19 protein-coding genes are annotated in these 26,144 nt (G+C 67.1%); 4 read left to right on the top strand and 15 right to left on the bottom strand.

Translation table 11 applies throughout. The annotated features are described in order from the left end of the window. Positions 1 to 59 precede the first annotated feature (59 nt). Entirely contained in the window at positions 60 to 293 is a 234-nt protein-coding gene (locus A9971_RS26455; protein ID WP_011061159.1) for a DUF3203 family protein, read from the bottom strand. 276 nt (positions 294 to 569) lie between these two features. Here A9971_RS26455 and A9971_RS26460 point away from each other — a divergent pair, with 276 nt between their 5' ends. Continuing rightward, complete coding sequence (locus tag A9971_RS26460) at positions 570 to 1,073, top strand: MgtC/SapB family protein (RefSeq protein WP_183000159.1); 504 nt, start codon at positions 570 to 572, stop codon at positions 1,071 to 1,073. A gap of 57 nt (positions 1,074 to 1,130) precedes the next feature. Here the strand turns inward: A9971_RS26460 and A9971_RS26465 are convergent, their stop codons facing one another. Next, positions 1,131 to 1,295 carry a hypothetical protein gene (locus tag A9971_RS26465; RefSeq protein ID WP_019095231.1) on the bottom strand — a complete coding sequence of 55 codons (165 nt, stop codon included), beginning with the start codon at positions 1,293 to 1,295 and terminating at the stop codon, positions 1,131 to 1,133. Positions 1,296 to 1,496: 201 nt separating this feature from the next. Here A9971_RS26465 and A9971_RS26470 point away from each other — a divergent pair, with 201 nt between their 5' ends. The 3 genes from A9971_RS26470 to glgB all read left to right on the top strand — a co-directional run bounded on the left by A9971_RS26470 (position 1,497) and on the right by glgB (position 9,181). After that, positions 1,497 to 3,485 carry an alpha-1,4-glucan--maltose-1-phosphate maltosyltransferase gene (locus tag A9971_RS26470; RefSeq protein WP_053151444.1) on the top strand — a complete coding sequence of 663 codons (1,989 nt, stop codon included), beginning with the start codon at positions 1,497 to 1,499 and terminating at the stop codon, positions 3,483 to 3,485. A gap of 120 nt (positions 3,486 to 3,605) precedes the next feature. Continuing rightward, positions 3,606 to 6,953 carry a maltose alpha-D-glucosyltransferase gene (gene treS, locus A9971_RS26475; protein ID WP_183000160.1) on the top strand — a complete coding sequence of 1,116 codons (3,348 nt, stop codon included), beginning with the start codon at positions 3,606 to 3,608 and terminating at the stop codon, positions 6,951 to 6,953. Next, complete coding sequence (gene glgB / locus A9971_RS26480; RefSeq protein WP_183000161.1) at positions 6,950 to 9,181, top strand: 1,4-alpha-glucan branching protein GlgB; 2,232 nt, start codon at positions 6,950 to 6,952, stop codon at positions 9,179 to 9,181. The genes treS and glgB overlap by 4 nt, the downstream gene beginning before the upstream one ends. A 118-nt stretch (positions 9,182 to 9,299) precedes the next feature. Here the strand turns inward: glgB and A9971_RS26485 are convergent, their stop codons facing one another. The 13 genes from A9971_RS26485 to glgA form a co-directional block, all read right to left on the bottom strand. After that, a complete protein-coding gene (locus A9971_RS26485) occupies positions 9,300 to 9,989 on the bottom strand; it encodes an alpha/beta hydrolase (protein ID WP_015635519.1) in 690 nt (229 codons plus the stop codon). 105 nt (positions 9,990 to 10,094) lie between these two features. Continuing rightward, the gene (locus tag A9971_RS26490; protein ID WP_011061165.1) at positions 10,095 to 10,901 is read right to left on the bottom strand and encodes an endonuclease/exonuclease/phosphatase family protein; all 807 of its coding nucleotides are present in this window, start codon (positions 10,899 to 10,901) and stop codon (positions 10,095 to 10,097) included. Positions 10,902 to 10,984: 83 nt separating this feature from the next. Continuing rightward, complete coding sequence (locus A9971_RS26495; protein WP_183000162.1) at positions 10,985 to 11,743, bottom strand: PIG-L deacetylase family protein; 759 nt, start codon at positions 11,741 to 11,743, stop codon at positions 10,985 to 10,987. Positions 11,744 to 12,025: 282 nt separating this feature from the next. Further along, entirely contained in the window at positions 12,026 to 12,691 is a 666-nt protein-coding gene (locus A9971_RS26500) for a glycosyltransferase family 2 protein (protein WP_072441934.1), read from the bottom strand. Next, the gene (locus A9971_RS26505) at positions 12,688 to 13,287 is read right to left on the bottom strand and encodes a trans-aconitate 2-methyltransferase (RefSeq protein ID WP_011061168.1); all 600 of its coding nucleotides are present in this window, start codon (positions 13,285 to 13,287) and stop codon (positions 12,688 to 12,690) included. Before A9971_RS26505 ends, A9971_RS26500 begins: the two co-directional genes overlap by 4 nt. After that, a complete protein-coding gene (locus tag A9971_RS26510) occupies positions 13,284 to 14,042 on the bottom strand; it encodes a PIG-L deacetylase family protein (protein WP_065363989.1) in 759 nt (252 codons plus the stop codon). Before A9971_RS26510 ends, A9971_RS26505 begins: the two co-directional genes overlap by 4 nt. Continuing rightward, positions 14,039 to 15,055 (bottom strand): acyl-CoA dehydrogenase, encoded by a 1,017-nt coding sequence (locus tag A9971_RS26515; protein WP_053151453.1) that lies wholly within the window; start codon positions 15,053 to 15,055, stop codon positions 14,039 to 14,041. The genes A9971_RS26510 and A9971_RS26515 overlap by 4 nt, the downstream gene beginning before the upstream one ends. Positions 15,056 to 15,057: 2 nt before the next feature. Beyond that, positions 15,058 to 17,217, bottom strand: a complete 2,160-nt coding sequence (gene glgX / locus A9971_RS26520) for a glycogen debranching protein GlgX (RefSeq protein WP_011061171.1) — start codon at positions 17,215 to 17,217, stop codon at positions 15,058 to 15,060. Positions 17,218 to 17,330: 113 nt separating this feature from the next. Beyond that, a complete protein-coding gene (locus tag A9971_RS26525; RefSeq protein WP_015635523.1) occupies positions 17,331 to 17,630 on the bottom strand; it encodes a DUF2934 domain-containing protein in 300 nt (99 codons plus the stop codon). Positions 17,631 to 17,651: 21 nt separating this feature from the next. Beyond that, entirely contained in the window at positions 17,652 to 20,432 is a 2,781-nt protein-coding gene (locus tag A9971_RS26530) for a malto-oligosyltrehalose synthase (RefSeq protein WP_183000163.1), read from the bottom strand. After that, positions 20,429 to 22,510, bottom strand: coding sequence for a 4-alpha-glucanotransferase (gene malQ / locus A9971_RS26535; protein ID WP_077934080.1), 2,082 nt, complete (start codon positions 22,508 to 22,510; stop codon positions 20,429 to 20,431). Before malQ ends, A9971_RS26530 begins: the two co-directional genes overlap by 4 nt. Continuing rightward, the gene (gene treZ / locus A9971_RS26540; protein WP_183000164.1) at positions 22,507 to 24,303 is read right to left on the bottom strand and encodes a malto-oligosyltrehalose trehalohydrolase; all 1,797 of its coding nucleotides are present in this window, start codon (positions 24,301 to 24,303) and stop codon (positions 22,507 to 22,509) included. The genes malQ and treZ overlap by 4 nt, the downstream gene beginning before the upstream one ends. Before the next feature lie 13 nt (positions 24,304 to 24,316). After that, positions 24,317 to 25,885 (bottom strand): glycogen synthase GlgA, encoded by a 1,569-nt coding sequence (gene glgA / locus A9971_RS26545; RefSeq protein WP_011061176.1) that lies wholly within the window; start codon positions 25,883 to 25,885, stop codon positions 24,317 to 24,319. Between the last annotated feature and the right edge of the window lie 259 nt (positions 25,886 to 26,144).

The raw sequence follows: 26,144 nt of genomic DNA on the forward strand, positions 1-26,144 counted from the left end.
AGGGAGGGCTGCAGGCCGTGCTGGCACAGGGCCGCGGAGCGGGCCCTGATCCAGGTCAGTCAAATCACCGAATCACCTTCACTGGCTTTCAGATGGCGCCGGCCGTCGGTGGCACCTGCTACGGTCAATGCGTCGGCTTCTGCTTCGGTGATGTAGACCCGCTCGCCACCCAGGTCCACCGCCGACATCGACTTGGCGCTGTCGGTGATGATGGTCACGGCGCTGGCCGGGAGGTGCTGGTGCAGGGTTTCGGTGTCGAAATAGCAGGTCTGGTTTTCGATGCGCAGGCTCATGGCGGTTACCTCAAGGCAATGGCTGTACAGGTTAGGGCGCAGGGGCTGGCCAGGGTTCGACCACGGCGATCAACGGTGGCTGGGCAGGCGCTGGCAGGCGCTGGCGCAGGCTTGTGCAGGAACTGGCTGGCCAGCGAAGGCGTCCGTGGGGTTGGCAGCCGGCTTGGGGCCTCTTCTCCGGCAAGCCGGTTCCTGCGGTGGTGGTGATGGCGGCACCTTTTGCTGGCGGGCGCGGTCCATCGCTCAGGAACCCGCGAAGGGACGAGGAGCGATCGCATGAACACCTGGTGGCAAGAAGTCTGGCTGACCCTGCAAGACGAATTCGCCGATATCGGCGATGCCCGGCAACTGACCCAGATCACCCTGCGGCTGCTGGTGGCGGCCCTGCTGGGGGGCATTCTGGGCTTCGAACGCGAGCACCAGGGCAAGGCCGCCGGGGTTCGCACCCATATGCTGGTGGCCATGGGCGCGGCCCTGTTCGTGCTGGTGCCGAGCCTGTCCGGGGCCCAGGCCGATGCCATGAGCCGGGTGCTCCAGGGGGTCATCGCCGGGATCGGTTTTCTCGGCGCCGGGACCATCCTCAAGGGCCGTGAAGAAGACCAGGGCCAGCACGTCAAGGGCCTGACCACCGCCGCCGGGCTGTGGATGACCGCAGCCATCGGTGTGGCCGCCGGCATGGGCCGCGAGGCCACGGCGGTGCTCAGTACCTTGCTGGCGCTGATGGTCTTCAGCCTGATCCCGCTGATTGTCCGGCGCCTGGAAAAGCGCCAGGACGGCTGATGCTCCGGGCCTCCCCACGCGGCTGTCTATGCTTGCTGGCTGGGCGGGCGCCCGGGCTCAGGCGCTGACCACCACCGGCGGCATGGTAGTGGGCGGGTCGCCCTTGGGTGGCGGGGTGCTTTCCGGCGGTTCCTGCTCCGGGATCGGCTCAGGCTCGCTGGGGGGCAGGGTCGGTTGGTCGATGTTGGGATCGGGGGTTTCTGCCGGGATCGGGATATTCATCGCGCTGGCCTCCTTTGTGCTTGCAGATGCACGGGCTCTTCTGGTGGACCGCAGCGGCGCGGATTTGATTCCCGCCGCTTGGCCGACCAATCGCGGTGAACTTTCGCCGCAGGCTTTGGCTCGGAACCTAAGTGCATTGATTCACCGGGGCCGCGGCCCCGCCACCAGAGCGTCGAAGACGTGAAAAAGGGGTGATGCTCGATGACTGTAGAAAAACCGACCGAACAGCAATACCAGGCGCACCTGCCGTTGTCCCAGGCCCTGCTGCTGCCGCGCATTGCCATCGAGAGCATCCGCCCGGTGCTCGACGGCGGCCAGTTCGCGGTCAAGGCGGTGGCCGGCCAGGAGGTAGAGGTGGCGTGCAAGGTATTCGCCGACGGCCACGACAAACTGGCGGTGCGGGTGCGCTGGCACAACGAGCAGCAGGACAGCTGGGCCAGCCAGGCCCTGGAAGACCAGGGCAACGACGGTTGGCTGGGGCGTTTCACGGTGCCCGAAGTGGGGCGCTACCGCTTCTGTATCGAAGCCTGGATCGATCAGTTCGCCAGCTTCTGCTACGAGCTGGAGAAAAAGCACCTGGCCGGGGTTGCGGTCAGCCTGGAGCTGCAGGAGGGCCGCAGCCATGTGCAACAGGCCGCCGAGCGCAGCGAAGGGCCGCTGCGCGAGCAGTTGCTGGCGTTGCAGCGCGAGCTGTCCGGGTTGCTGGAGGCCGAGCAGGTGGCGCTGTTTCTCAGCGAGTCCAGCGCGCGCCTGATGGCCGAGGCCGATCACCGGCCCTACCTGAGCCTGAGCCCCGAGTACCCGCTGGATGTGGAGCGGCTACAGGCGCAGTTCGCCAGTTGGTACGAGCTGTTTCCCCGCTCGATCACCGACGATCCGGCCCGCCACGGCACGTTCAACGACGTTCATTCGCGGCTGCCGATGATTCACGACATGGGCTTTGACGTGCTGTATTTCCCGCCGATCCACCCCATCGGCCGCAGCCACCGCAAGGGGCCCAACAACTCGCTGAGCGCAGGCCCGGACGATCCCGGCAGCCCCTATGCAATCGGCAGCGAGGAGGGCGGCCACGAGGCCATCCACCCGCAACTGGGCAGCCGGGAGGACTTCCGCCGGCTGCTGGCGGCGGCCGCCGACCACGGCCTGGAGATCGCCCTGGACTTCGCCATCCAGTGTTCCCAGGACCACCCCTGGCTCAAGCAGCACCCGGGCTGGTTCAACTGGCGCCCGGACGGCACCATCAAATACGCCGAGAACCCGCCGAAGAAGTACCAGGACATCGTCAATGTCGACTTCTATGCCGCCGAGGCCATTCCCAGCCTGTGGCTGGAGCTGCGGGACATCGTCATCGGCTGGGTCGAGGAGGGGGTCAAGACCTTTCGCGTGGACAACCCCCACACCAAGCCGCTGCCGTTCTGGCAGTGGCTGATCGGCGAAGTGCGCCGCCAGTACCCGGAGGTGATCTTCCTCGCCGAAGCCTTCACCACCCCGGCGATGATGGCCCGCCTGGGCAAGGTCGGTTACACCCAGAGCTACACCTACTTCACCTGGCGCAACACCAAGAGCGAGTTGTCCAGCTACCTGGCCGAACTCAACCAGCCGCCGTGGCGCGACTGCTTCCGCCCCAACTTCTTCGTCAACACCCCGGACATCAACCCGCAGTTCCTGCATGACTCGGGGCGCCCTGGGTTTCTGATCCGCGCGGTGCTGGCCACCATGGGATCCGGGCTGTGGGGCATGTATTCCGGGTTCGAGCTGTGCGAATCGGCGCCGGTGCCGGGCAAGGAGGAGTACCTGGATTCGGAGAAATACCAGATCCGCCCCCGGGACTTCTCGGCGCCGGGCAACATCATTGCCGAGATCGCCCAGCTCAACCGCATCCGCCGGCAGAACCCGGCGCTGCACAGCCACCTGGGGCTCAAGCTGTACAACGCCTGGAATGACCACATCCTGTATTTCGGCAAGCGCAGCGGCGACAACTTCGTGCTGGTGGCGGTCAGCCTCGACCCGTTCAACCCCCAGGAGGCGCATTTCGAATTGCCGCTGTGGGAAATGGGCCTGGCCGATGACGCCCAGACCCAGGGCGAGGACCTGATGAACGGCCACCGCTGGACCTGGTACGGCAAGACCCAGTTCATGCGCATCGAACCGGCGCAGCCCTTCGGCATCTGGCGCATCACCGCCACGTAGGAGCCGGCTTGGGCCCATGGGCCTTGTGCAGGCCCGGCCGACGCCTTCGCTGGCAAGCCAGCTCCCACGGTGGGGCGTGGTTTGTGGCAGCTGCGAATTCAATTTTTTCAGGAGCCCGACATGGCCAAGAAACCTCGCCCCACGACCTTTATCAAGGACCCGCTCTGGTACAAGGACGCGGTGATCTACCAGGTGCATGTGAAGTCCTACTTCGATTCCAACAACGACGGAATCGGCGATTTTCCCGGGCTGATCGCCAAACTCGACTACATCAAGGACCTGGGGGTCAACACCATCTGGCTGTTGCCGTTCTACCCCTCGCCGCGGCGTGACGACGGCTACGACATCGCCGAGTACCGCGGGGTCAGCCCCGACTACGGCACCCTGGCTGACGCCCGGCGCTTTATCGCCGAGGCCCACAAGCGCGAACTGCGGGTGATCACCGAGCTGGTGATCAACCACACCTCCGACCAGCACCCCTGGTTCCAGCGGGCACGCAAGGCCAAGCCGGGTTCGGCGGCGCGCAATTTCTACGTGTGGTCCGACGACGACCAGAAATACGACGGCACGCGGATCATCTTTCTCGACACCGAGAAGTCCAACTGGACCTGGGACCCGGTGGCCGGCCAGTACTTCTGGCACCGCTTCTACTCTCACCAGCCGGACCTCAACTTCGACAACCCCCAGGTGATGAAGGCCGTGCTCTCGGTGATGCGCTACTGGCTCGACATGGGCATCGACGGCCTGCGCCTGGACGCCATTCCCTATCTGATCGAGCGCGATGGCACCAACAACGAGAACCTGCCGGAGACCCACCAGGTGCTCAAGCAGATCCGCGCCGAAATCGACGCCAACTATCCGGACCGCATGCTCCTGGCCGAGGCCAACCAATGGCCGGAAGACACCCAGCTGTACTTTGGTGACGTCACAGGCAGCGACGGCGACGAGTGCCACATGGCCTTCCACTTTCCGCTGATGCCGCGCATGTACATGGCCCTGGCCCAGGAGGATCGCTTCCCCATCACCGACATCCTGCGCCAGACCCCGGAGATCCCGGCCAACTGCCAGTGGGCGATCTTCCTGCGCAACCACGATGAACTGACCCTGGAAATGGTCACCGACCGCGAGCGCGACTACCTGTGGAACTACTACGCCGCCGACCGCCGGGCGCGGATCAACCTGGGGATCCGCCGGCGCCTGGCGCCGCTGATGGAGCGTGACCGGCGGCGCATCGAGCTGCTCAACAGCCTGCTGCTGTCGATGCCCGGTACCCCGACCCTGTACTACGGCGACGAGATCGGCATGGGCGACAACATCTACCTGGGGGACCGGGATGGCGTGCGTACGCCGATGCAATGGTCCATCGACCGCAACGGCGGTTTCTCCCGGGCCGACCCGGCCAGCCTGGTGCTGCCGCCGATCATGGATTCGCTGTACGGCTACCCGTCAGTCAACGTCGAGACCCAGTCCGGCGATCCCCATTCGCTGCTCAACTGGACCCGGCGCATGCTGGCGGTGCGCAAGCAGTCCAAGGCCTTTGGCCGTGGCAGCCTGAAGATGCTGTCGCCGAGCAACCGACGGATCCTGGCCTATACCCGGGAATACACCGGGCCTGACGGCAAGCAGGAGATCATCCTGTGCGTGGCCAACGTCTCGCGCAGCGCCCAGGCCGCGGAGCTGGACCTCTCGGCGTTCGCGGGCATGGTGCCGGTGGAGATGCTCGGCGGGAATGCCTTTCCGCCCATCGGCCAGCTGAATTTCCTCCTGACCCTGGCGCCCTACGGTTTCTACTGGTTCGTCCTGGCGGCGGAAAACCAGATGCCCAGCTGGCACGTGGAACCGGCCCAGAGCCTGCCGGATTTCACCACCCTGGTGCTGAAGAAACGCCTCGAAGAATTGCTCGAAGCGCCATCGCGCACCACCCTGGAGCAGGAAGTACTGCCCAACTGGCTGCCCAAGCGGCGCTGGTTCGCCGGCAAGGACAGCGCCATCGACCAGGCGCGGATCGCCTACGGCGTGCGCTTTGGCGACCCGCAGCACCCGGTGCTGCTCAGCGAGATCGAAGTCACCAGCGCCGGGCGCAGCGAGCGCTACCAGTTGCCGTTCGGCCTGTTGGCCGAAGAGCAGATCAACAGCGCCTTGCCCCAGCAACTGGCCATGGCCCGGGTGCGTCGCGGGCGCCAGGTGGGGCTGATCACCGACGCCTTCGCCCTCGACAGTTTCGTGCGCAACGTGCTGCTGGCGCTGCAGGGCGCCACCTGCCTGGACAGCGAGCAGGGCCAGATCCGTTTCGAGGCCACCGCGCAGCTGGCGGCGCTGGGCCTGGGGGCCGACGCCGAGGTGCGCTACCTGTCGGCGGAGCAATCCAACAGCTCGGTGGTGGTGGGCGGCAGCCTGGTGCTCAAGCTGATCCGCAAGGTGGCGGGGGGCATTCACCCGGAACTGGAAATGGGCGCCTTCCTCACCGCTGCCGGCTTTGCCCACATCTCGCCGCTGCTGGGCTCGGTGCTGCGTCGCGATGCCCAGGGCGAAGACCATCTGCTGATGATCGCCCAGGGCTACCTGAACAATCAGGGCGATGCCTGGGAGTGGACCCAGAACAACCTCGAGCGGGCGATCCGCGACGAGCTGGCCGAGACCATGTCCGAGCAGGAGCAGCACTACAACGCCCTGGGCGAGCTCCAGGATTTCGCCGGCCTGCTGGGCCAGCGCCTGGGGGAAATGCACCTGCTGCTGGCGGCCCCCAGCGACAATCCGGATTTCGCTCCCGAGCACGCCACCGCCAAGGATGCCCAGGCCTGGAACCAGCAGGTTGCCGAGCAACTGGAGCGCGGGTTGCAACTGCTTCAACAGCACCAGGCCGAACTCGCGGCAGGGGAGCAGAAATTGCTCGGCAAATTGTTGCAGCATAAGGCGCTGATCCTGGGTCACATCCAGCAACTGGCCAAACAGTTGGTGGGGGGCGTGCGGATTCGTGTCCACGGCGACCTGCACCTGGGGCAGGTACTGGTGATCAAGGGCGATGCCTACCTGATCGACTTCGAGGGCGAGCCGGCCCGGCCCCTGGCCGAGCGCCGCGGCAAGCACAGCCCGTACAAGGATGTCAGTGGGGTCCTGCGTTCCTTCGACTACGCGGCGGCCATGGCCCTGGAGGCACCGGCGGTGGACGGCGCGCAAGGCGCGGCGGCGGGGCGGCGCAAAGTGGTCACGCGCTACCTGGCCGAGGCGCGCCACGCCTTTGTCCAGGCGTATCGGCTGGCGACGGCTAATCTTGCCCATGGCTGGCAGGACCCGGCGGCCGCGGATGCCGCCCTGGCACTGTTCAGCCTGGAGAAGGCCGCCTACGAGCTGGCCTATGAAGCGGAGAACCGTCCCGCCTGGTTGCCTGTGCCATTGCACGGCCTGGTGGGGCTGTTACGTGAACTGAAACCCTTTTCCGATATTGAGAGTGGTGGAGAGCAGTCATGAGTTTCTCGAACAAGGAACAGGGAAAGCAGCAACCGGCATTGCTTCCTTCGGCCAAGTCCATCGACGCCCTGGTACGGGCCGAACACCGCGATCCATTCGCCATTCTCGGGCCCCACGGCGATGGCGCCGGCGGGCAATTCATCCGCGCTTTCCTGCCCGGGGCGCTGAGTGTGCAGGTGCTGGACCGCGACCAGCAGCAGGTGCTCGGCAGCCTGCAAGCCGGTGAGGTGCCGGGGCTGTTTGTCGGGCACTTTCCCGAGGCCCGGCCCTATCTCTTGCGCATTCAATGGGCCGGGGGCGAACAGGTCAGTGAAGACCCCTACAGCTTCGGCCCCCTGCTGGGGGAGATGGACCTGTACCTGTTTGCCGAAGGCAATCACCGCGACCTCAGTTCCTGCCTGGGGGCGCAACTGACCACCGTGGACGGCATCGACGGCGTGCGTTTTGCGGTCTGGGCACCGAATGCCCGGCGGGTCTCGGTGGTGGGCGACTTCAATATCTGGGACGGGCGCCGGCACCCGATGCGCCTGCGCCATCCCTCCGGGGTCTGGGAGCTGTTCATCCCGCGCCTGCAGGCGGGCGAGGCCTACAAATACGAGATCCTCGGGCCCCAGGGCATCCTGCCGCTCAAGGCCGACCCCATGGCCCTGGCCACGCAGTTACCGCCGGACACCGCCTCCAGAGTCGCGCCGCCCCTGACCATCGACTGGCAGGACCAGGAGTGGATGCTGGCCCGTGGCGAGCGCCAGCGGGTGGACGCGCCGCTGTCGATCTATGAGCTGCATGCCGGTTCCTGGCAGTGCGAAGTGGACGACCTTGGAGAAGTGGCCCGCCAGTACAGCTGGGCCGAACTGGCCGAACGGCTGATTCCCTACGTCAAGGACCTGGGGTTTACCCATATCGAGCTGATGCCGATCATGGAGCACCCGTTTGGCGGCTCCTGGGGCTACCAGCCGCTGTCGCAGTTCGCCCCCAGCGCCCGCTACGGCAGCCCGCAGGATTTTGCAGCCTTCATCGACGCCTGCCACCAGGCAGGCATCGGGGTGATTCTCGATTGGGTGCCGGCGCACTTTCCCACCGATACCCACGGCCTGGCGCAGTTCGACGGCACTGCACTGTATGAGTACGGCAACCCCCTGGAAGGCTTCCACCAGGACTGGGACACCCTGATCTACAACCTGGGGCGTACCGAAGTGCACGGTTTCATGCTGGCTTCGGCACTGCACTGGCTCAAGCATTTCCACGTCGACGGCCTGCGGGTGGATGCCGTGGCCTCGATGCTCTACCGCGACTATTCGCGCAAGGCCGGGGAATGGGTGCCGAACCGCCACGGCGGCCGGGAAAACCTCGAAGCCATCGATTTTCTGCGCCACCTCAACGACGTCGTGGCCCTGGAGGCCCCGGGCGCCCTGGTGATCGCCGAAGAGTCCACCGCCTGGCCCGGGGTCAGCCAGCGCACCGACCAGGGCGGCCTGGGCTTTGCCTATAAATGGAACATGGGCTGGATGCATGATTCCCTGCATTACATCCAGCAGGACCCGGTGTACCGCGCCCACCATCACAACGAACTGAGCTTTGGCCTGGTGTACGCCTGGTCCGAGCGTTTCATCCTGCCGATCTCCCACGACGAAGTGGTGCACGGCAAGCACTCGCTGATCGACAAGATGCCCGGCGATCGCTGGCAGAAGTTCGCCAACCTGCGGGCCTACCTGAGCTTCATGTGGGCCCATCCGGGCAAGAAGCTGCTGTTCATGGGCTGCGAGTTCGGCCAATGGCGCGAGTGGAACCACGACCAGCAACTGGACTGGTACCTGCTGCAATACCCCGAGCACCGCGGGGTGCAGCAACTGGTGGGGGACCTCAACCGCCTGTATCGCCAGTACCCGGCGCTGCACGACCAGGACGACGTGCCCCAGGGTTTCCAATGGCTGATCGGCGACGATGCGATCAACAGCGTCTATGCCTGGTTGCGCTGGAGCAAGAGCGGCGAACCGCTGCTGGTGGTGGCCAACTTCACCCCGGTGCCACGCCAGGGCTATCGCGTCGGCGTACCGGTGGCGGGGCGCTGGAGCGAGTTGCTCAACAGCGATTCGCAACTGTATGCCGGCTCCAACTACGGCAACGGTGGCGAGGCCTTCAGCGAAGAGCAGAGCAGCCATGGCCAGGCCCTGTCCCTGGTGCTCAACCTGCCGCCGCTGGCCGTACTGATCCTGCGCCCTGACAGTTGACCCAGGCGTCCTGTAGCCGCTGCCGAAGGTTGCGAACGGTCTGGGCGGCGCTCCGTCGCTGGGGCGTGGGGTTTGCGAGGACGCCAACGGCTCGTCTGAAGATCGCCCAGTCAACCGGTTACAGGGAGTCGGCGGCCTCGGCGATCAGCGCGGCTACGGGCCCGGGCTGGGAAGCGAGGGAGGCGTGGCTGGCGTCCAGGTGAATGACCTTGCGGGCGTTGAGCCGGGCGGCCATGCGCTCCTGGTTCGCCGGGGCGATCATGCGGTCGGCACGGGACACCTGGTACCAGGAAGGTTTATCGCGCCATGCCGGGGCCCCGAGGGCGTCGCCGAAGGTGCTGGCCAGCGGCGCCTTCTGGGTCAGGCCCATGACCAGCCCTTCCTGGGGGCTGAGATCCTGGCAGAAGCTCTGCTGGAAACGCTCCGGACGCACCCAGAGGTAGCCGTCGCTGTCGGGCGCCAGATTGGCGGCGGCTTCGGGCGGGAACTCCTGGGTCAGGCCACCGGGGCTTTCACCCTGGTCCGGGGCGAAGGCGGCGATGTACACCAGGCCCGCGACGTTTGGCGCATGCCCGGCCTGGGTGATCACCGCGCCGCCGTAGGAGTGCCCCACCAGCAGCACCGGCCCCGCTTGCTGGGCCACCAGTTTGCGGGTCCGTTCGACGTCCTCGGCGAGGGAGGTCAGGGGCAGTTCCACGGCGCGGATCTTCTCGTAACCGCGGTTCAGCAGTTCGACGATGACCCGGTTCCAGTGGGCGGCACCGCCCCAGAAACCGTGGACCAGGACAATCGTGGGTTGCTCGCTCATCGCTTGATTCCTTCTCTGGGCTCAAGGTTGGCCCGGAGGCGGGCGCCCCCAGGCTCGGGTTCGGGGAAAAGCATGGTCGACTCTGGCGGGAATACGGCTATTTATTCATGAATTCTGATGTGCGGCCCCAGGCGGCAGGTGCACTTCCACCGCCAGCGGCAGGTGATCGGAGAGGTGGGTCCAGGGCTTGTTGCCGAGGATCTGCGGGCGGTGGCTGTGGGCGTTGCGCAGGTAGACCCGATCCAGGCGCAGCAGTGGCCAGCGGGCCGGGTAGGTCTTGGCCGGGCGGCCATGATGGCGTTCGAAGGCTTCGTGCAGGTCGTTGCGCCGGCCCAGGGTGGCGTTGCCGTGCATCTGCCAGTCATTGAAGTCGCCGGCGATGATCACCGGTGCCTCCTCGGGCAGTGATTCGAGCAACTGGCCCAGCAGCGCCAGCTGCAACTGGCGATGGCTTTCCAGCAGGCTCAGGTGCACGCAGATGGCGTGGACCTCGGCGTGGCCGGGCACATCCAGCACGCAGTGCAGCAGGCCCCGGCGCTCGGGGCCGGTGATCGAAACATCGAGGTTGCGGTACTGGCGGATCGGAAACTTCGACAACAGGGCGTTGCCGTGATGGCCGTCGGGGTACACCGCGTTGCGCCCGTAGGCGTAGTCGCTCCACATGCTGTCGGCGAGAAACTCGTACTGTGACTGCTGAGGCCAGTTGTCCAGGCGCGAGGCATGGCGCTCGTGCTCGCCCAGCACTTCCTGGAGAAACACCAGGTCGGCCTGGGTACTGCGCACGGCCTCGCGCAGTTCCGGAAGAATGAAGCGGCGGTTCAGGGCGGTGAAGCCCTTATGGGTGTTGACGGTCAGAACGCGTAACCGCTGGACCGCCTCGGGGTTGGGCTGGCGGGTGGAATCGCTGCTCACGCGGGCTCCTTGGAATCAGTGGCGGTTACAGATGGGACTGGCGACCGGTGCGTGCGTTCAGCTTATTTTCCACCCGCGCAGGCCTACATCAGGATGATCTCGTAGGGCAGGCGCAGGCGCTCCAGCAGCACCGGCGACAGCGACGGCTCCAGGCCGATCTCCGGCTCGCCCTGCAACTGGCTGGCATAGGCGTGGGCGGCGTGGCGCTTGCGGGCCACGGTCCAGGTGTCCAGGCGCAGCTTGCGCGCACGCTGCCAGGGGATCTGGTGCTCCTCGCGGGCCGCCCAGTGCCAGGCCCAGATCGGAATCTCATGAAAACGCGCACCCACCAGGCTCGCGGCCTTGGCCGTGGCCCTGCCCACGGCTTCGTGGTCGAGGTTGCCATCGGCGCGCCAGGTGCTGAACACCACGTCGGTGTCGCGCAGGTAGCGGCAGATGAAGGGCACCAGCTGCTGTTCCCGTTCGCTCAAGGCGCTGTCGGCAAAGCCGCCGCGGATCCACTTCAGGCTGTGCAGGGGCAGGCCCAGGCGACGCAGGGCTTCGGCGCTTTCCTGGGGCCGGAACACGCTCAGGCGGCGCTTGGGCCACAGCTCCGACCCGGGATGGCTGGCGCTGCCGTCGCTGATGGAAATCAGTTGCAGAGGGTGGCCGTGGTGGGCCAGTACTTGCAGCAGGCCGCCGCTGGCGACCACTTCGTCACCGGGGTGAGGGGCGACTATCACTGCCCGGGAGCCGGCCGGAACCAGGTTGGCCAGATTGATGGCCGGCACCTCGGCCAGGCTGCGGGCACTGTTCCAGATTTGGCTGGGCCAGTTGCTGTCGATTGCGGGTATGGCTTTCATGGGGTGTCACATCCCTGTTTTTCGGGCCACGGCAAGAGCGGTTGAACCTCCGTTCAGTCGCGACCCTGGGTTTGCACGCACGCTGATTCCTTGGCACCTGCCTCAGCGTGAAGTACCGGTGCCCCATACCTTTGGAGCACCGCGATTCGGGGGTAATCATACACAGCCTGGAGCTTTCCACGCAGTGCCAGCCCAGGCTTATTTGCTGATTACCAAGCCCGTCACAGGGTAGACGGCAATTCTCCCCCCGGGGAGGCGCACTGACCAATGCCATGCTGTACTTCACAGCCCTGCGCAAGGTTCGTTCAGGCCCTTGAGGTAATCGCCGAACCCACCTTTGGCCCGCGAATCCAGGCGCCCGCTGGTAATCACTTGCGGATGCCGGCTCCAGGCGATGCTGGCGCCGCAGCGCTGCAACTGCCGCACCAGCTGCACATCCTCGTGGCAGGCCAGGGCCTCGAAGCCGCCGGCGCGGACATAGGCTGCAGCGCTGATGCCGAGGTTGGCGCCATGGATGTGCCGGTGGCCATCGCTGTCCTGGTAGGCGTCGTGATAGCGGATCCGGGCCTGGGGTTCGAAGCCTTCGCTCCAGCGGTCGACGGTGACGGTGCCGCAGACGGCGTCGGCGCCCAGGGCCAGTTGGGCCACCAGCCAGTCCTCGGGTACGCGGCTGTCGGCATCGGTACAGGACAGCCAGCGGGCGCCGGCCTGCAGCAGCAACTGCGCGCCCGCGGCCCGTGCCCGTCCGACATTGCGCACCTGCAATTGCAGGTGTTGCACGGCGAACTGGCGGGCAATGTCCAGAGAACCGTCGGAGCAGCTGTCGAGCACCACCAGGATCGCCACGTCTTCATTGAGCTCGGGGTGGCTTGCGGCTTTCAGGGCGCAGCGCAGGCAGTCGGCCAGCAGTTGCTCCTCGTTATGGGCGGGTATCACCACTCCGATCATCGCAGGCCCTCCAGGGTCGCGACCGAATCCGCTTCGCGGCCCCAGAGGTCGAGGAGAAAGTCCGCTTCCTGGTGTTCCAGCAAGCGTGGCAGTTGCAAATGGCGATGGAGCAGTTCGTGCACTTGTCCGGCATCCAGGGGGCACTCGGCAATGGGCGGGCGCCAGTGGCAGGCCAGTAGCTGGCCATCCGCGGCCAGGGAGCCCAGGGCCCGTGCCACCAGTTGCGCCAGGTCGGCGGCGTCCAGGTAATAGCCGATCTCGCTGATGACGATCAGATCGAAGGGCCCCTTGGGCCAGTCCTGGGGCAGGCGACCGTGTTCCACCCGGGCGTGGGGGAAGGAGCGCAAGCGCTGCCGGGCCAGGTCCACCGCATTGCGCGCGGTGTCGTAGGCCAGCAGGCTGTCGCAGCGGCTGGCCAGTTCGGCGCTGAGTTCGCCGTTGGCACAGCCGGGTTCGAAAATGCTCCGGTAGTGGCGGCGCGGCAGGCTGGCCAGGGTGATTGCACGTTTGCGCTGTTCATACCAGCGCTGGCGAAAGGCCCAGGGGTCCTGGTCCCGGGCGAACAGCCCTTCGAAATAGCGACTGTCGACACTCATAGGAACACCACCTCAAAAGGTTGCAGCAGACGCTCGATGATGTGCGGTGCCAGCACGGGCGCCAGGCCGATCTGCGGGTCGCCCTCCAGTTGGCTGGCAAAGGCGTGGATGGCATGGCGCTTGCGGGCCACCTGGGCAGGGCTGAGCAGCACCTTGCGGGCCCGCTCCCAGGGCAGCTGCCGGCCCTCGGGATCGGCCCAGTGCCAGGTCCAGATCGGCAGTTCCTTGAGGCTCGCGCCCGCGGCCCGGGCGGCCAGGGCGCTGGCCCGGCCCACGGCTTCGTGGTCGCAGTGGCCGTCCTCGCACCAGGTGCTGAACAGCACGTCACCGGCGCGCAGGCAACCCTGGATGAACTGCGTCAGGGCGGCTTCGTCCCGGGCGACGCGGCTGTCCTCGAAGCCCGCGCGCAGCCAGGTGATGCGCTGCAGCGGCAGGCCCAGGCGGCGCAAGCCTTCGGCGGACTCCTGGGGCCGTACCTGGCTCAGGCGCTGTACCGGCCAGCGCCGGGAGCCGGGATGGCTGGCGCAACCATCGGTGACCGAAATCAGCAGCAGCTCGCGCCCCTGCGCCGCCAGCAGTTGCAGGAGGCCGCCACAGCCGAGGATTTCATCGTCCGGGTGCGGGGCCACAATCACCGCCCGCGCTCCTTGCGGGACCAGGGTTCGAATATCCACCGCGGCCATGGCCTGCAGTTGCGAGGAAGCCTGCCAGGCCTGCAGCGAGGTGCCGCGACCGACAATCGGATTGGCTTTCACAGTTGCCATCCTCCCGTGTCCGCTGCAGCGTGGGCGGCGTTGGCCAGCTGTTGCCCGAGAATGGCCAGGTCACGCTCGGCATGGCTCTGGCGGATGAACACCGGCAGGTCCGCCAGCAGCCGGGCGAAGTGCCGGTCCAGGCAATAGGGGCCGGCGCCCAGCGCCCGGCCGACGTGGTGCAGCACGCTGTCGACGCTGGCCTCGGTCACCGCCCGGGCGCGCCGGGCCAGCAACTGGCAGTTGGCCTGGGGCGCCTGATCCAACTGCCGGGCACTGTGGCGCAGCACGCAGGCGGCCTGATGCAGGGCGCTGTCCACTGCCCCCAGGTGGGCCAGGGCATGGGGCTCGTCGCGTTTGGCGCAGTGTTCGCGCAGGGGGTGTGCGATGGCCTGGGCGGCTCCCAGCCAGCAGGCGGCGATGCCGATGGCGCCTTGCCAGAAGCCCGGGCGCTGCAGGTAGTCATCCGGCCCGCCGACCCATTGGCCACGAGCCTCGTGGAAGTCAACCCGCTGGCTGCCGGTACTGGCCATGCCCACCGCTTGCCAACTGCCGCTCTCGACCTGCACCCCGGGCTGGTCCAGGGCCACCGCCACCAGGCGTTGGTGGCCGTCGGCGTCCCAGGCGGTGAGCAGGGCATGGCTGAGCACCTCGGCCCCCGAGCACCAGGCCTTGGTGCCGCTGAGCCGGCAGTGCGGGCCATCGGCAACGGCGTGCACCCGGGCCTGGGGCGGCTCCGCGGCCCAGGTGCCCCAGGTGGTGCCGGGGGGCACGGGGCAGCCCAGTTCCGCCATGATCGCCAGGGCGTCGGTGTGCCCCTCGTAGAGCTTGCACAGGCCCAGGTCATGGCCGGCGACCCTGGCCAGGGCCTGCCAGCGTTGCAGGGTGGCGCCCCCGGCGGGCAGTGGCAGGCGGTCGAGCCCGGCGCCCACCAGGGCGTCCAGGCACAGGCCCAGGGCGCGGGTGTCGGCATGCCCCAGGTCGGGGGAGTGATGCAGGAAGCCTTGCAGGTCCATGTTCAGTCTTCTTCCTCATGTTGCAGTTCGAACAGCAGCAAGGAGCGCCCGGTCACCGAATACTCGTGGCCGAAGGCAAAGCGTTCCTGGCCGCGCACCGCCGGCTGGTTGGTGTCGAGCATGCAGGTCCAGAACTCTCCGGCGGGCACCTCAGGCAGGCGGAAGTTGACGATGTCGTGGTGGGCGTTGACCACCAGCAGCAGCGTGGCATCGGCCCCGGGGCGGCGGATCCCGGTTTCCTGGGCGCGGCCGTCCAGCAGCATGCCCAGGCAGCGACCATGGGGGTCCTGCCAGTGCTCGGTGGTCATCTCGCTGCCGTCGGGAGCCAGCCAGGTGACGTCCTTGACCCCGATGTCCTCGTTGTAGCTGCCCACCAGGAAGCGCCCGCGCCGCAGGATCGGGTAGCTCAGGCGCAGCTTGATCAGGCGCTTGACGAACTTGAGCAGGGACTTGCCGTCGTTATCCAGCTCCCAGTTGACCCAGCCGATCTCGCTGTCCTGGCAGTAGGCGTTGTTGTTGCCGTGCTGGGTGCGGGCGAATTCGTCGCCGGCCACCACCATCGGCGTGCCCTGGGCCAGTAGCAGGGTGGCGAAGAAGTTGCGCATCTGGCGCAGGCGCAGGGCGTTGATCTCGGGGTCGTCGCTGGGGCCTTCGACGCCGTGGTTCCAGGACAGGTTGTTGTTGCTGCCGTCCTGGTTGTTCTCGTCGTTGGCTTCGTTGTGCTTGTCGTTGTAGGACACCAGGTCGTGCAGGGTGAAACCGTCGTGGGCAGTGACGAAGTTGACCGAGGCGTAGGGCCGGCGGCCGCGCTGGTTGAACATCTCGCCGGAGGCGGTCATGCGCCCGGCAAAATCCGCCAGTTGACCGTCGTCGCCTTTCCAGAAGGCCCGTACGGTGTCGCGGAAACGATCGTTCCATTCCACCCAGCCCGGCGGGAAGTTGCCCACCTGATAGCCACCGGGGCCGCAGTCCCAGGGCTCGGCGATCATCTTCACCTGGCGCAGCACCGGGTCCTGGCGGCAGGCCACGAGGAAGCTGTGGCGCTCGTCGAAACCGTCGTGGTAGCGGCCGAGAATGGTCGCCAGGTCGAAGCGGAAGCCGTCCACGTGCATTTCCGTGGCCCAGTAGCGCAGCGAGTCGGTGACCATCTGCAACACGCAGGGGTGGCTCAGGTCCAGGGTGTTGCCGGTGCCCGAATCGTTGATGTAGAAGCGCTTGTCGTCAGGCATCAGGCGGTAGTAGGAGGCGTTGTCGATGCCGCGCATGGACAGGGTCGGGCCTTGCTCGTTGCCTTCGGCGGTGTGGTTGTAGACCACGTCCAGGATCACCTCCAGCCCGGCTTCGTGCAGGTGGGCGACCATTTCCTTGAATTCGGCGATCTTGCCGCTGGCCAGGTAGCGCGGGTCGGGGGCGAAGAAGGCGATGCTGTTGTAGCCCCAGTAGTTGGTCATGCCCTTGTGCAGCAGGTGCTGGTCGTTGACGAAGGCGTGGATCGGCAGCAGCTCCACCGACGACACCCCGAGCTTGCGGATGTGCTCCAGCACGTCGTCCACCATCAGCCCGGCGAAGCTGCCCCGCAGGTTCTCGGGCACCGAAGGGTGGCGCATGGTGAAGCCGCGCACATGGGTCTCGTAGATGATGGTCTTGTCCCAGGGCACGCTGACCCGCTGGTCGTTGCCCCAGGTGTGGGCCGGGTCGATGACCTTGCACTTGGGCACGAAGGGCGCGCTGTCGCGCTCGTCGAAACTGAGGTCGGCATCCGGGTGGCCGATGGTGTAGCCGAACAGCGCCTCGGACCATTTCAGCTCGCCCACCAGTTGCTTGGCATAGGGGTCGATCAGCAGTTTGTTGGGGTTGAAACGGTGCCCGTTGGCCGGGTCGTAGGGGCCGTGCACGCGGTAGCCGTAGATCAGCCCCGGGTGAGCGTCGGGCAGGTAGCCGTGGAAGATTTCGTCGGTGTATTCCGGAAGTTCGATGCGTTCGAGTTCCACTTCGCCGGCATCATCGAACACACAGAGCTCGACCTTGGTGGCATTGGCCGAGAACAGCGCGAAGTTGACCCCCAGGCCGTCCCAGGTGGCGCCGAGGGGGAAGGGCAGGCCTTCACGAATGCGCGAGGGTTCGCTCTCGGGAGTGGCGGCGGGCTGCTTGGATCTGCTCATGGTTGCTCCTGCAGTGAGACGGTGACGGGCCGGGCCCTTTCTTCAGGGCGAACGCGACCCTTATGGCGCGCGGGCGCGCCACGGGTTGACGAGGACGAGATGGCCGGCGGGTGTCAGTTGGCCGGCGGTTTGCGCGGCGCCCGGGGCTTCTTCGCCGCCGCGGGTTTTTCTCCCGGGGGCACTACCACGGCGGCGGCCGACTTGGCCTTGGGCTTGGCCGCGCTCTTGGCGGCGGGCTTTCCGGTGGCAGGCTTGGCCTTGCCGGCCTTGGGTGGCGTGCTTGGAGCCAGGGCTTCGGCCTCGGCGAGCTTGCGGGCCATGTCCCAGTGCCGGGCTTCCTGGCCCTCTGGCTTACCTTCCGACTCCCAGATCTGATAAGCGAATTCACGAATGCGTTTGTCGTCGGTACTCATCGCAATGCTCCTGGACTGAATTCAAGGTTGAATCAAAAGGTTGAGCGCAAAGTCTTGCAGTGCGGCGCTAAGCATCAGCTCCCTGTGGGGTGTGACTGCCACCGTGGAAAAAAGTCCATTCAGCTTTTGCCCCGAGGCGTCGAACGGTAGCTGCACCCGGGTATCGCCCCACAGCGGCGCCTCGATCAAGGGCATTGCGCGATCCCCCAGCAGGCCGGCGACCTGCACCGGCACTATCACCACTGCCCGTTGTGCACCGTGCTCGCGCATGAACGCCAGGACCCGCCCGGCATGCTGGCCAAGCACCGGCAGCGGCTGGTAGCGGCCCCGGCGAAACAGCTCCGGGTACTGGCCACGCAGGTTCAGGGTGCGGGCGATCACGGCCTGCTTGATGCGTCCGTCGTGCCACTGGGCCAGCCACTGGCGTGGTTCGCCGCCGCGCTCCAGGGCCGCCTGCCGGGCCGGGTAATCCACCGGCCGGCGGTTATCCGGGTCCACCAGGCTGAAATCCCAGAACTCGTTGCCCTGGTACAGGTCGGGGACCCCAGGCACGGTCATGCGCAGCAAGGTTTGCGCCAGGCTGTTGAGGGCGCCCGCCGGGGCAATGGCCCGGGCCGCCGCGGCAATCGACTGGCGCAATGCCAGGCCCTGGGGCGCCAGCAGCAGGGCCTGGACAAAGGCCTGCACGGCCTCTTCGTATTCTGCGTTGGGCGCCGCCCAGCTGCTTTGCAGCTTGGCCTCGCGCAGGGCCTTGAGCTGCCATTGCCAGATCCTTTGTCCATAGCCTTGCAGGGCCGCCTGATCCTCGGCAGCCAGTTCCAGGGGCCAACTGCCCAGCAGGGTCTGGTAAAGGATCAGTTCGTCCCCCGCCGAAGGCGCATCCGCCTGCTGGCGCAGGGGCGCGGCCAGGGTGCGCCAGTGCTCCACCTGGGCGGCATACCAGGGGGCCCGTTCGCTGAGCACTGCCAGGCGCGCGCGGCTGTCCTCGCCCCGTTTGTGGTCGTGGGTGGCGCTGGTCAGCAGGTTGTCGGGGAAGCTGGCCAGGCGTTGCTGGCAGGCCGTGTGGAAGGCGGCGATCGGCGCACTGAACTGTTCGGTGTTGAAGCCCACGTCGTTGCGCGCCAGCAGTACCGCCGAGCGGTAGAAGGCGGTGTCTTCCACGGCCTTGGCCGCGGCGGGCGAAGTCAGTTGCTGGAAACGCACGCAGGCGTGGCGCAGCAGCTTGCGCCCACGGCCCGGTGGCTGCTGGCGCCAGCCCTGGCCGCCGAGCCAGCGCTCCAGGCAGTCGAGCACCGGCCTGTCGGCCTCGCCCAGGCTCTGTCGCGCGCCGTCCAGGGCCTGCTGGAACAACTGCTGGTCCTGCTGCCCGCGGCCACAGGCGCTGATATAGGTGCGGTACACCGGGAAATGCACGATCAGTTCCTGCAAGGCGCGGCGGATGGCCCCCAGGGTCAGGTCGCGGCTCATCAGGTCCAGGCGCGCCACCTGCAACAGGGCCTGGGCCACGCTTTCAAAATCGCTGGCCAGGGAGCCGTTGAGAATCTGCTGACGGGCCAGCAGTGCCTCTTCGGCGAACGCCGCGGGGCGCTGGCTGTGCCGGCTCCACAGTTCGGCCAGCACCGGCTGGCCTGCAGGGGCCTGCTGCAGCAGCGACAGTTGGTTCATGAACTCATAGCCGGTGCTGCCATCCACGCCCCAGTCGCGGTGCAGGGTTTCCCCGGCGCCGAGGATCTTCTCGACGTAGATCGGCAGGTGCTGGCCCGGGCGCAGGCGGTCGATCCGGCGCCGCAGCTTGCGGCAGTAGCTGCGCGGGTCGGCCAGGCCGTCGATATGGTCGATGCGCAGGCCGTCCACCAGCCCACGCTGGATCAGCTCGAAGATCTTGCCGTGGGTGGCTTCGAACACCGCCGGGCGCTCGACCCGCAGCCCACCCAGCTCGTTGACGTCGAAGAAGCGTCGCCAGTTGATGTCGTCGGCGGCGGTACGCCAACTGGCCAGGCGATAGCTCTGCTGCTCCAGCAGATGGTGCAGGCGCTGGAAACCTTCGTCGTGGCGTGAGTCGTAGCCTTGCAGGTGGGCGGTGACGGCCTGGTGCAGCGCCGGTTGCTGCAACAGTTGGCCCAGGGCCTGCTGCAGCGGTTGTGCCTGGGCGTGGGCGTCGCCGCTGAAACGCAGGGCGGCAAAGCTGTCGGCCAGGGGCTTGAGGGCCTGGGCGGCATCCGAAGGGCCGGCGAGGCGCAGCAGTTCCCCGAAGTCGGCGGGGCAGATGGGGAAACAGTGTTCATAGTGGCGAACATGGAAACCGCAGCGATCGTCGTCCAGCTGCAGTTGCAGGCTGCCTTCCTGCAAGGCCTGCCCATAGTCGCTGCCGAGGAAGGGCAGCAACAACTGGCCTTCCATCAGCGGGTCCGGGGAATGCCACTGGATATCGAAGAACTCACCGTACGGGCTCAGGCGCCCCCATTGCAGCAGGTCCAGCCACCAGGGGTTGTCATTGCCGCCCACCGCCATGTGGTTGGAGACGATATCCAGGATCAGGCCCATGCCGTGCTGGCGCAGGGCATCCACCAGCCGTACCAGGGCCGCCTCGCCCCCCAGCTCGGGGTTGACCCGGGTGGGGTCCACCACGTCGTAGCCGTGCATGGAACCGGCCCGCGCGCAGAGCAGTGGCGAGGCGTAGAGGTGGCTGAGGCCCAGGCCGGCGAAGTAGGGCACCAGGGGCAGCGCATGATCCAGGGTGAAGCCCTGGTGAAATTGCAGGCGCAGGGTGGCCCGTGGCATTGGTGTGGCTGGCGGGCTCATCGGTCACGCTCCAGGGCCTGCTGCCGAGCACAGGCCAGCAGCTCCAGGCGCCGCGCCGCGTCGCTGTCGTCCAGCAGGCGCCGGCTGGCAGTGGCCAGGCGCCGGCGCCAGTTGGGGTGGCTGTCGAGGGTGCCGGGCAGGTTGGCCTGTTCGTCGATGCCCAGGGCGTCCTCCAGGGGCAGCAGCACCAGGGGCGCCCGGGTGTGGCCGAGGAAACGCACGCTGGCGTCTACCACCTGGTCGGCCTCGTGGCTTTCCTCGCGAAAGTTCTGCGGGTCCTGGGCCAGGGCGTGGCGCAGGCCGTTGCGTTCGTGCTGGCGATGTTCGCGCCAGTGCCGCGCCGCCGCTTCGTCCACCAGGCCCAGGCGCTGGTTCCAGTCGATATCGCGGCCATGCCACCAGCCGTTGAGGGTCGGCAGGTCATGGGTGCTGGTGGTGGCCAGGGCATTGTCCGGCCAGTCGAGGATGGGCTTGAAGTGGCAGCCGTGGTCCTGTTCGAACAACAGCACACGCATGCCGAGCATGGCCCGGGCGGCAAGTTTTTCCCGCAGCCCGTCGGGCACTGTGCCCAGGTCTTCGCCCAGCACTATGGCCTGGTGGCGATGGGATTCCAGGGTCAGCAGGCGCAGCAGGTCGTCCACCGGGTAATAGAGGTAGGCGCCATCGCTGGGAGGCGCGCCCAGGGGAATCACCCACAGCCGTTGCAGGCCCATCACATGGTCGATGCGCAGGCCCCCGGCATGGGCGAAGTTGGCCCTGAGCATTTCGATGAAGGCGCGGAAACCGTGGCGTTGCAGGCCTTCCGGGGAAAAGGCCGATATCCCCCAGCTCTGGCCCTGGCGGTTGAGGATGTCCGGTGGCGCGCCCACCGTCAGGTTGGCCAGTAACTGCTCCTGCCGGCTCCAGGCCTGGCTGCCGCCGCCGTCGGCGCCCACCGCCAGGTCGGCGATCAGGCCGATGCCCATGCCGCCGCTGCGGGCCGCGCTTTGCGCTCGCTCCAGGCTGCGGGCGATCAGCCACTGGCAAAAGGCATGGAAGCCGATTTCGTGGGCCTGTTCCTCGGCGAAATGAGCCAGGGCCGGGCTGGCCGGATCACGCCACTGCGGCGGCCAGTGACGCCAGTCCAGGTCCTCGCCACGGGCGGCGCGCTGGGCCTGGATGGCTTCGAAGCGGCAGTGGTTTTCCAGGGCTTCGCCGGCTGCCCGGCGGTAGCTGGCGAAGTCCTCGTGCAGCGGGTGCTCGCCCTGGCAGAAGCCTTCATATAGCGCCCGCAGTGCCTGCAACTTGGCCTGGGCCGCCAGGGGCCAGTCGATCAGCGGCAACTGTTCCAGGTCCTGCAGTTGTTCGCCCAGGCCACAGGCTTCGATCGCGGTGCGCCAGGCGCGGTCGCCGAGGATCGCGCCAGGGGCGGCATACAGGCTGTTGAGGAACAGCCGGCTGGAAGGCGAATAGGGGCTGTAGCGCAGCGGGTCGCTGCTGAACATGGCGTGCAGCGGGCTGATGGCCAGGGCATCGGCGCCGCGTTCGGCGGCCTGGCGCGCCAGTTCTTCAAGGGCCTGGGTATCGCCGAAACCGCCATCGCCGGGGCGGCGCAGGGCGTACAGCTGCACGCTGAGGCCCCAGGCCCGGGGGGTGGGCTGGTGCACGGCGTCGGCCACGCTGAAGCAGCGTTCGGGGGCCACTGCCAGGACAAAGTGTTCGTCGTCGATACTCACGGCGTGGTAACCCACCGGAATCGAGCCCGGCAGCCGGCTCTCGGCATCCAGGTCCAGGTGCAGCGGGCTGCCATCCTCCAGCCGCAGGACACAGGCCGTATGCGGGGGGAAGTAGCGCGCCAGGTCCAGGCTCTGGCCGTGGTCGGCGGTCAACAGCGGGGGCAGGTGCCGGCTCTGTTGCACCCCTTGCAATTGCAGCAGGCTCTGTTCGACCTGCTGCGGGTCTTCGGCCGGATGTCCCAGGCCGGCCAGGACAGCCCGCAGGACCCGGTCCTCGACCTTCTGGGCACGGCCGTTGGCATCGATCCAGTCCACTGCCAGGCCGGCGCGGCTGGCAAGCAGTTCCAGTTGCGCATCGCTCATAGGCATTCTCCATCTGGGTCGGTCGGGGAAGAGGTGGGGGCCAGCAGCACCAGCACGCTGTAGGCAGGCAGTTGGCCCTGGCACCAGTGCTTGAGGGTGTGCGGCGGATATTCGAAGCACAGCTGCGGTGCGGCCTCGGCGGCCAGTTCGACCTGATGCGGGCCGAGGTTGAGGTCGATGCGCAACAGGCTGCCGTCCCCCAGGCGCCAGCGCGCACTCAGGGCGCCCTCGGCCAGTACCTGGCAGCCCAGGGCTCGGGCGCCGGGCAGGCGCGGAACCAGCTCGCGGCGGCGGATCTGCAACAGGCTGCGGTACAGCTCGCGGGTGGCCTCGGCCTGTCGGGACTGGGCCCGTGGGCGTGAGGCCTGGAAGGTCGAGGCGGCGTTGGGGTCGGGAATGCGCTGGCGCTGCCCGGCGTCGGCGAAGGCACTGAAGGCGGCGAATTCGTTGCGCCGGCCCTCGCGCACCGCTTCGGCCAACTGGCCCTGGTGGCTGGTGAAGAACAGGAATGGTTCCTGGGCGGCCACTTCGTCGCCCATGAACAGCAGCGGAATCATCGGTGACAGCAGCAACAGCACCGTGGCCGCGTGCAGGGCCTGGGTCGGCGCCAGTTGGTTGAGGCGTTCGCCAAAGGCCCGGTTGCCGATCTGGTCATGGTTCTGCAGAAACAGCACAAAGGCGCTGGGCGGCAGGTGCCCGCTGGGTTCGCCGCGGGCCTCGCCATGGCGGTTGGCATGGCCCTGGAAGGCGAAACCCTGGCTCAGGCAGCGGGCCAGTTGCTCAGTGGGCTGCTCGGCGAAGTCGGCGTAGTAGGCGTCGGTTTCGCCGGTCAGCAGCACATGCAGGGCGTTGTGGCCGTCGTCGTTCCACTGTGCGTCGAAGCCTTGTTGCAGCAGGCTGGCCTGATTGAACTCGTTCTCCAGGTTGAGCCACACATGGCGATCGGATGGCACTGCCTGGCGGACCCGCTGCGCCAGTTGCCGCAGGAAATCCGGATCGTCGATGGCGTGCACCGCGTCCAGGCGCAGGCCGTCGAAACGGTACTCCAGCAGCCACATCAGGGCGTTGTCGATAAAGAACTCGCTGACCTGCGGGCGGCGAAAGTCGATGGCAGCGCCCCAGGGGGTGTGCAGGTCCTGGCGAAAGAAGCCCTGGGCGTACTCCTGCAGGTAGTTGCCGTCGGGGCCGAAGTGGTTGTAGACCACATCGAGGATCACTGCCAGGCCCAGGCCATGGGCGGCATCGATCAGCGCGCGCAGTTCGTCGGGCGAACCATAGGAGGCTTCCGGGGCGTAGGGCAGCACGCCGTCATAGCCCCAGTTGCGTTCGCCGGGAAACTCCGCCAGGGGCATCAGCTCGATGGCGGTCACCCCCAGTTCCACCAGGGCCGGCAGGGCTTGCTGCACCGCCTGATAACCGCCCATGACCCCCACGTGGAGTTCGTAGATCACCGCCTCGTGCCAGGGCCGGCCGCGCCACTGCGGGTGCTGCCATTGATAGCGCTCGGGGTCCACCACCAGGCTTGGCCCGTGGACATCACCGAGCTGGGCCCGGGACGCCGGGTCGGGGACCTGGATCCGCTCGTCGATATTGAAACGGTAAGCGCTGCCCGCGGGGCAGCGCGCCTGAGTCATGAACCAGCCTTCGGGCTGGGGCTGCATGGGCAGCGACTGGCCGTCCGCCAGTTCGACGCTGACGCAGCGCGCATCCGGCGCCCACAGGGCGAACCGGGTGTGCTCGGCATCCAGCAGCCGCGCGCCATGAGTCCAGGTGTGCAGCGTGCTTGAGGGCATCGGTCCTTGCCTCTTACTGTCGGGCGGCCTGTCCCAGGGCCTTGGCCACCAGTTGCTCGTAGAGTTCGGCGTAGGGTTCCACCGCCTTGCACCAGTTGAAGGGCGCGGCCATGGCCCGGCAGCGCATGGCATTGAGCAGCGCCGGGTAGGCGAACACCTTGAAGGCCCGGGTCAGGGCTTCCTGGTAGCTGGCCACGGTGGATTCGTCGAAGAGGAAACCGGTGACGCCGTTCTCGATGGTGTCTGCCAGGCCGCCGGTGTTGCGCGCCACCGGCAGCGAGCCGAAGCGCTGGGCATACATCTGGCTCAGGCCGCAGGGCTCGTAGCGCGAGGGCATGAGCAGGAAATCGCTGCCGGCGAACATGCGCCGGGCGTCGGTCTCGTTGAAGCCGATGTGCACCCCGATGCGGCCGGGGAAGCGCCGGGCCAGGGCGCGCATGGACTGTTCTTCCTCCGGCTCGCCGCGGCCGATGATGGCGATCTGGCCGCCGGACTGCACGATGAACTCGGCCACCGCTTCGGTCAGGTCCAGGCCTTTCTGGTAGACCAGCCGCGAGACCACGGCAAACAGTGGGCCGCTGGAGGCGTCGAGGCCGAACATCTGCCGCACATGGGCGGCGTTGGCTGCCTTGCCGTCCCAGTCGCCGATGCTGAAAGGCGTGAGCAGGTGCGCGTCGGTGGCGGCGTCCCAGCTTTCATCGATGCCGTTGGGGATGCCGCTGAGCAGGCCCTGCTGGGTCTTGCTGGCGAGGAAGCCGTCGAGCCCGCAACCGAAGGCCGGGGTGGTGATTTCCTGGGCATAGGTGGCGCTCACCGTGGTGATGTGGCTGGCGTAGGCCATGCCGGCCTTGAGGAACGACAGCTTGCCGTAGAACTCCATGCCTTCCTGTTGCAGGGCATGCTCGGGGATGCCCAGTTCCGGGCACGAGGCCAGGCTGACCACGCCCTGATAGGCCAGGTTATGAATGGTGAACAGGGTCGGCGTGCGTTGCCCGCGCCAGTGCATGTAGGCCGGCGCCAGCCCGGCGGGCCAGTCATGGGCGTGCACCAGGTCGGGGCACCAGTGGATCTGCGCCAGGTTGGCCGCGATGTCGGCGGCGGCCAGCCCCAGGCGGGCGAAGCGGATATGGTTGTCCGGCCAGTCGCGGCCGTTGTTGGCGCCGTAGGGCGTGCCTTCGCGCTCGTAGAGTTCCGGGCAGATCAGCACGTAGATCACCAGGCCGTCGGGCATGTCCATACGCCCGATCTTGCAGGCCGGCAGTGCCGCGTGGCCACCCAGCTCCCCGATGATGTGGATCGGGTTTTCGCTATGCAGCACCTGGGGGTAGCCGGGGATCAGTACCCGCACATCGTGCAGGTGGGCCATGGCCCTGGGCAGGGCGGCAGAGACGTCGCCCAGGCCGCCGGTCTTCACCAGGTCGGCGATTTCCGAAGTGACGAACAGCACTCGCTTGCGGTTGGGATTGGGCCGCGCCAGCGGCAGCACCGTCTTGTTCCCAGGGACCGGAACCGAGGGGGCGGCGCGGTCGCCGGCCTGCTGTTGAGGGTGATCTCCCTGAGTGTCCAATACGGCGCTGATCATGTGTCTCTCCCGTTTTATTGATCTGTTCTGGTGTCTCGAGCGCCGCGCGTGGCCAATTCCTATGGCCGGGCGCAAACGCGCCACACGTCGATCAGCCTGCGCTGCTCGAGCGTGGAAGCAGAAAGGGTGGAGGAGCCGTTGCAAGGAATGCACCAGTGGCAGCGACCCTACCTTTAACCTGACCTTGGGCCGAAGCGAAAAGTTTCGACTTTTTCTCGGCGAATGTGACTGCCCGGTCACAGTGCGAAATTCAGTCTAG

The organism is Pseudomonas sp. UME65, assembly GCF_014170225.1.
GTDB classification, from domain to species: Bacteria; Pseudomonadota; Gammaproteobacteria; order Pseudomonadales; family Pseudomonadaceae; genus Aquipseudomonas; species Aquipseudomonas protegens.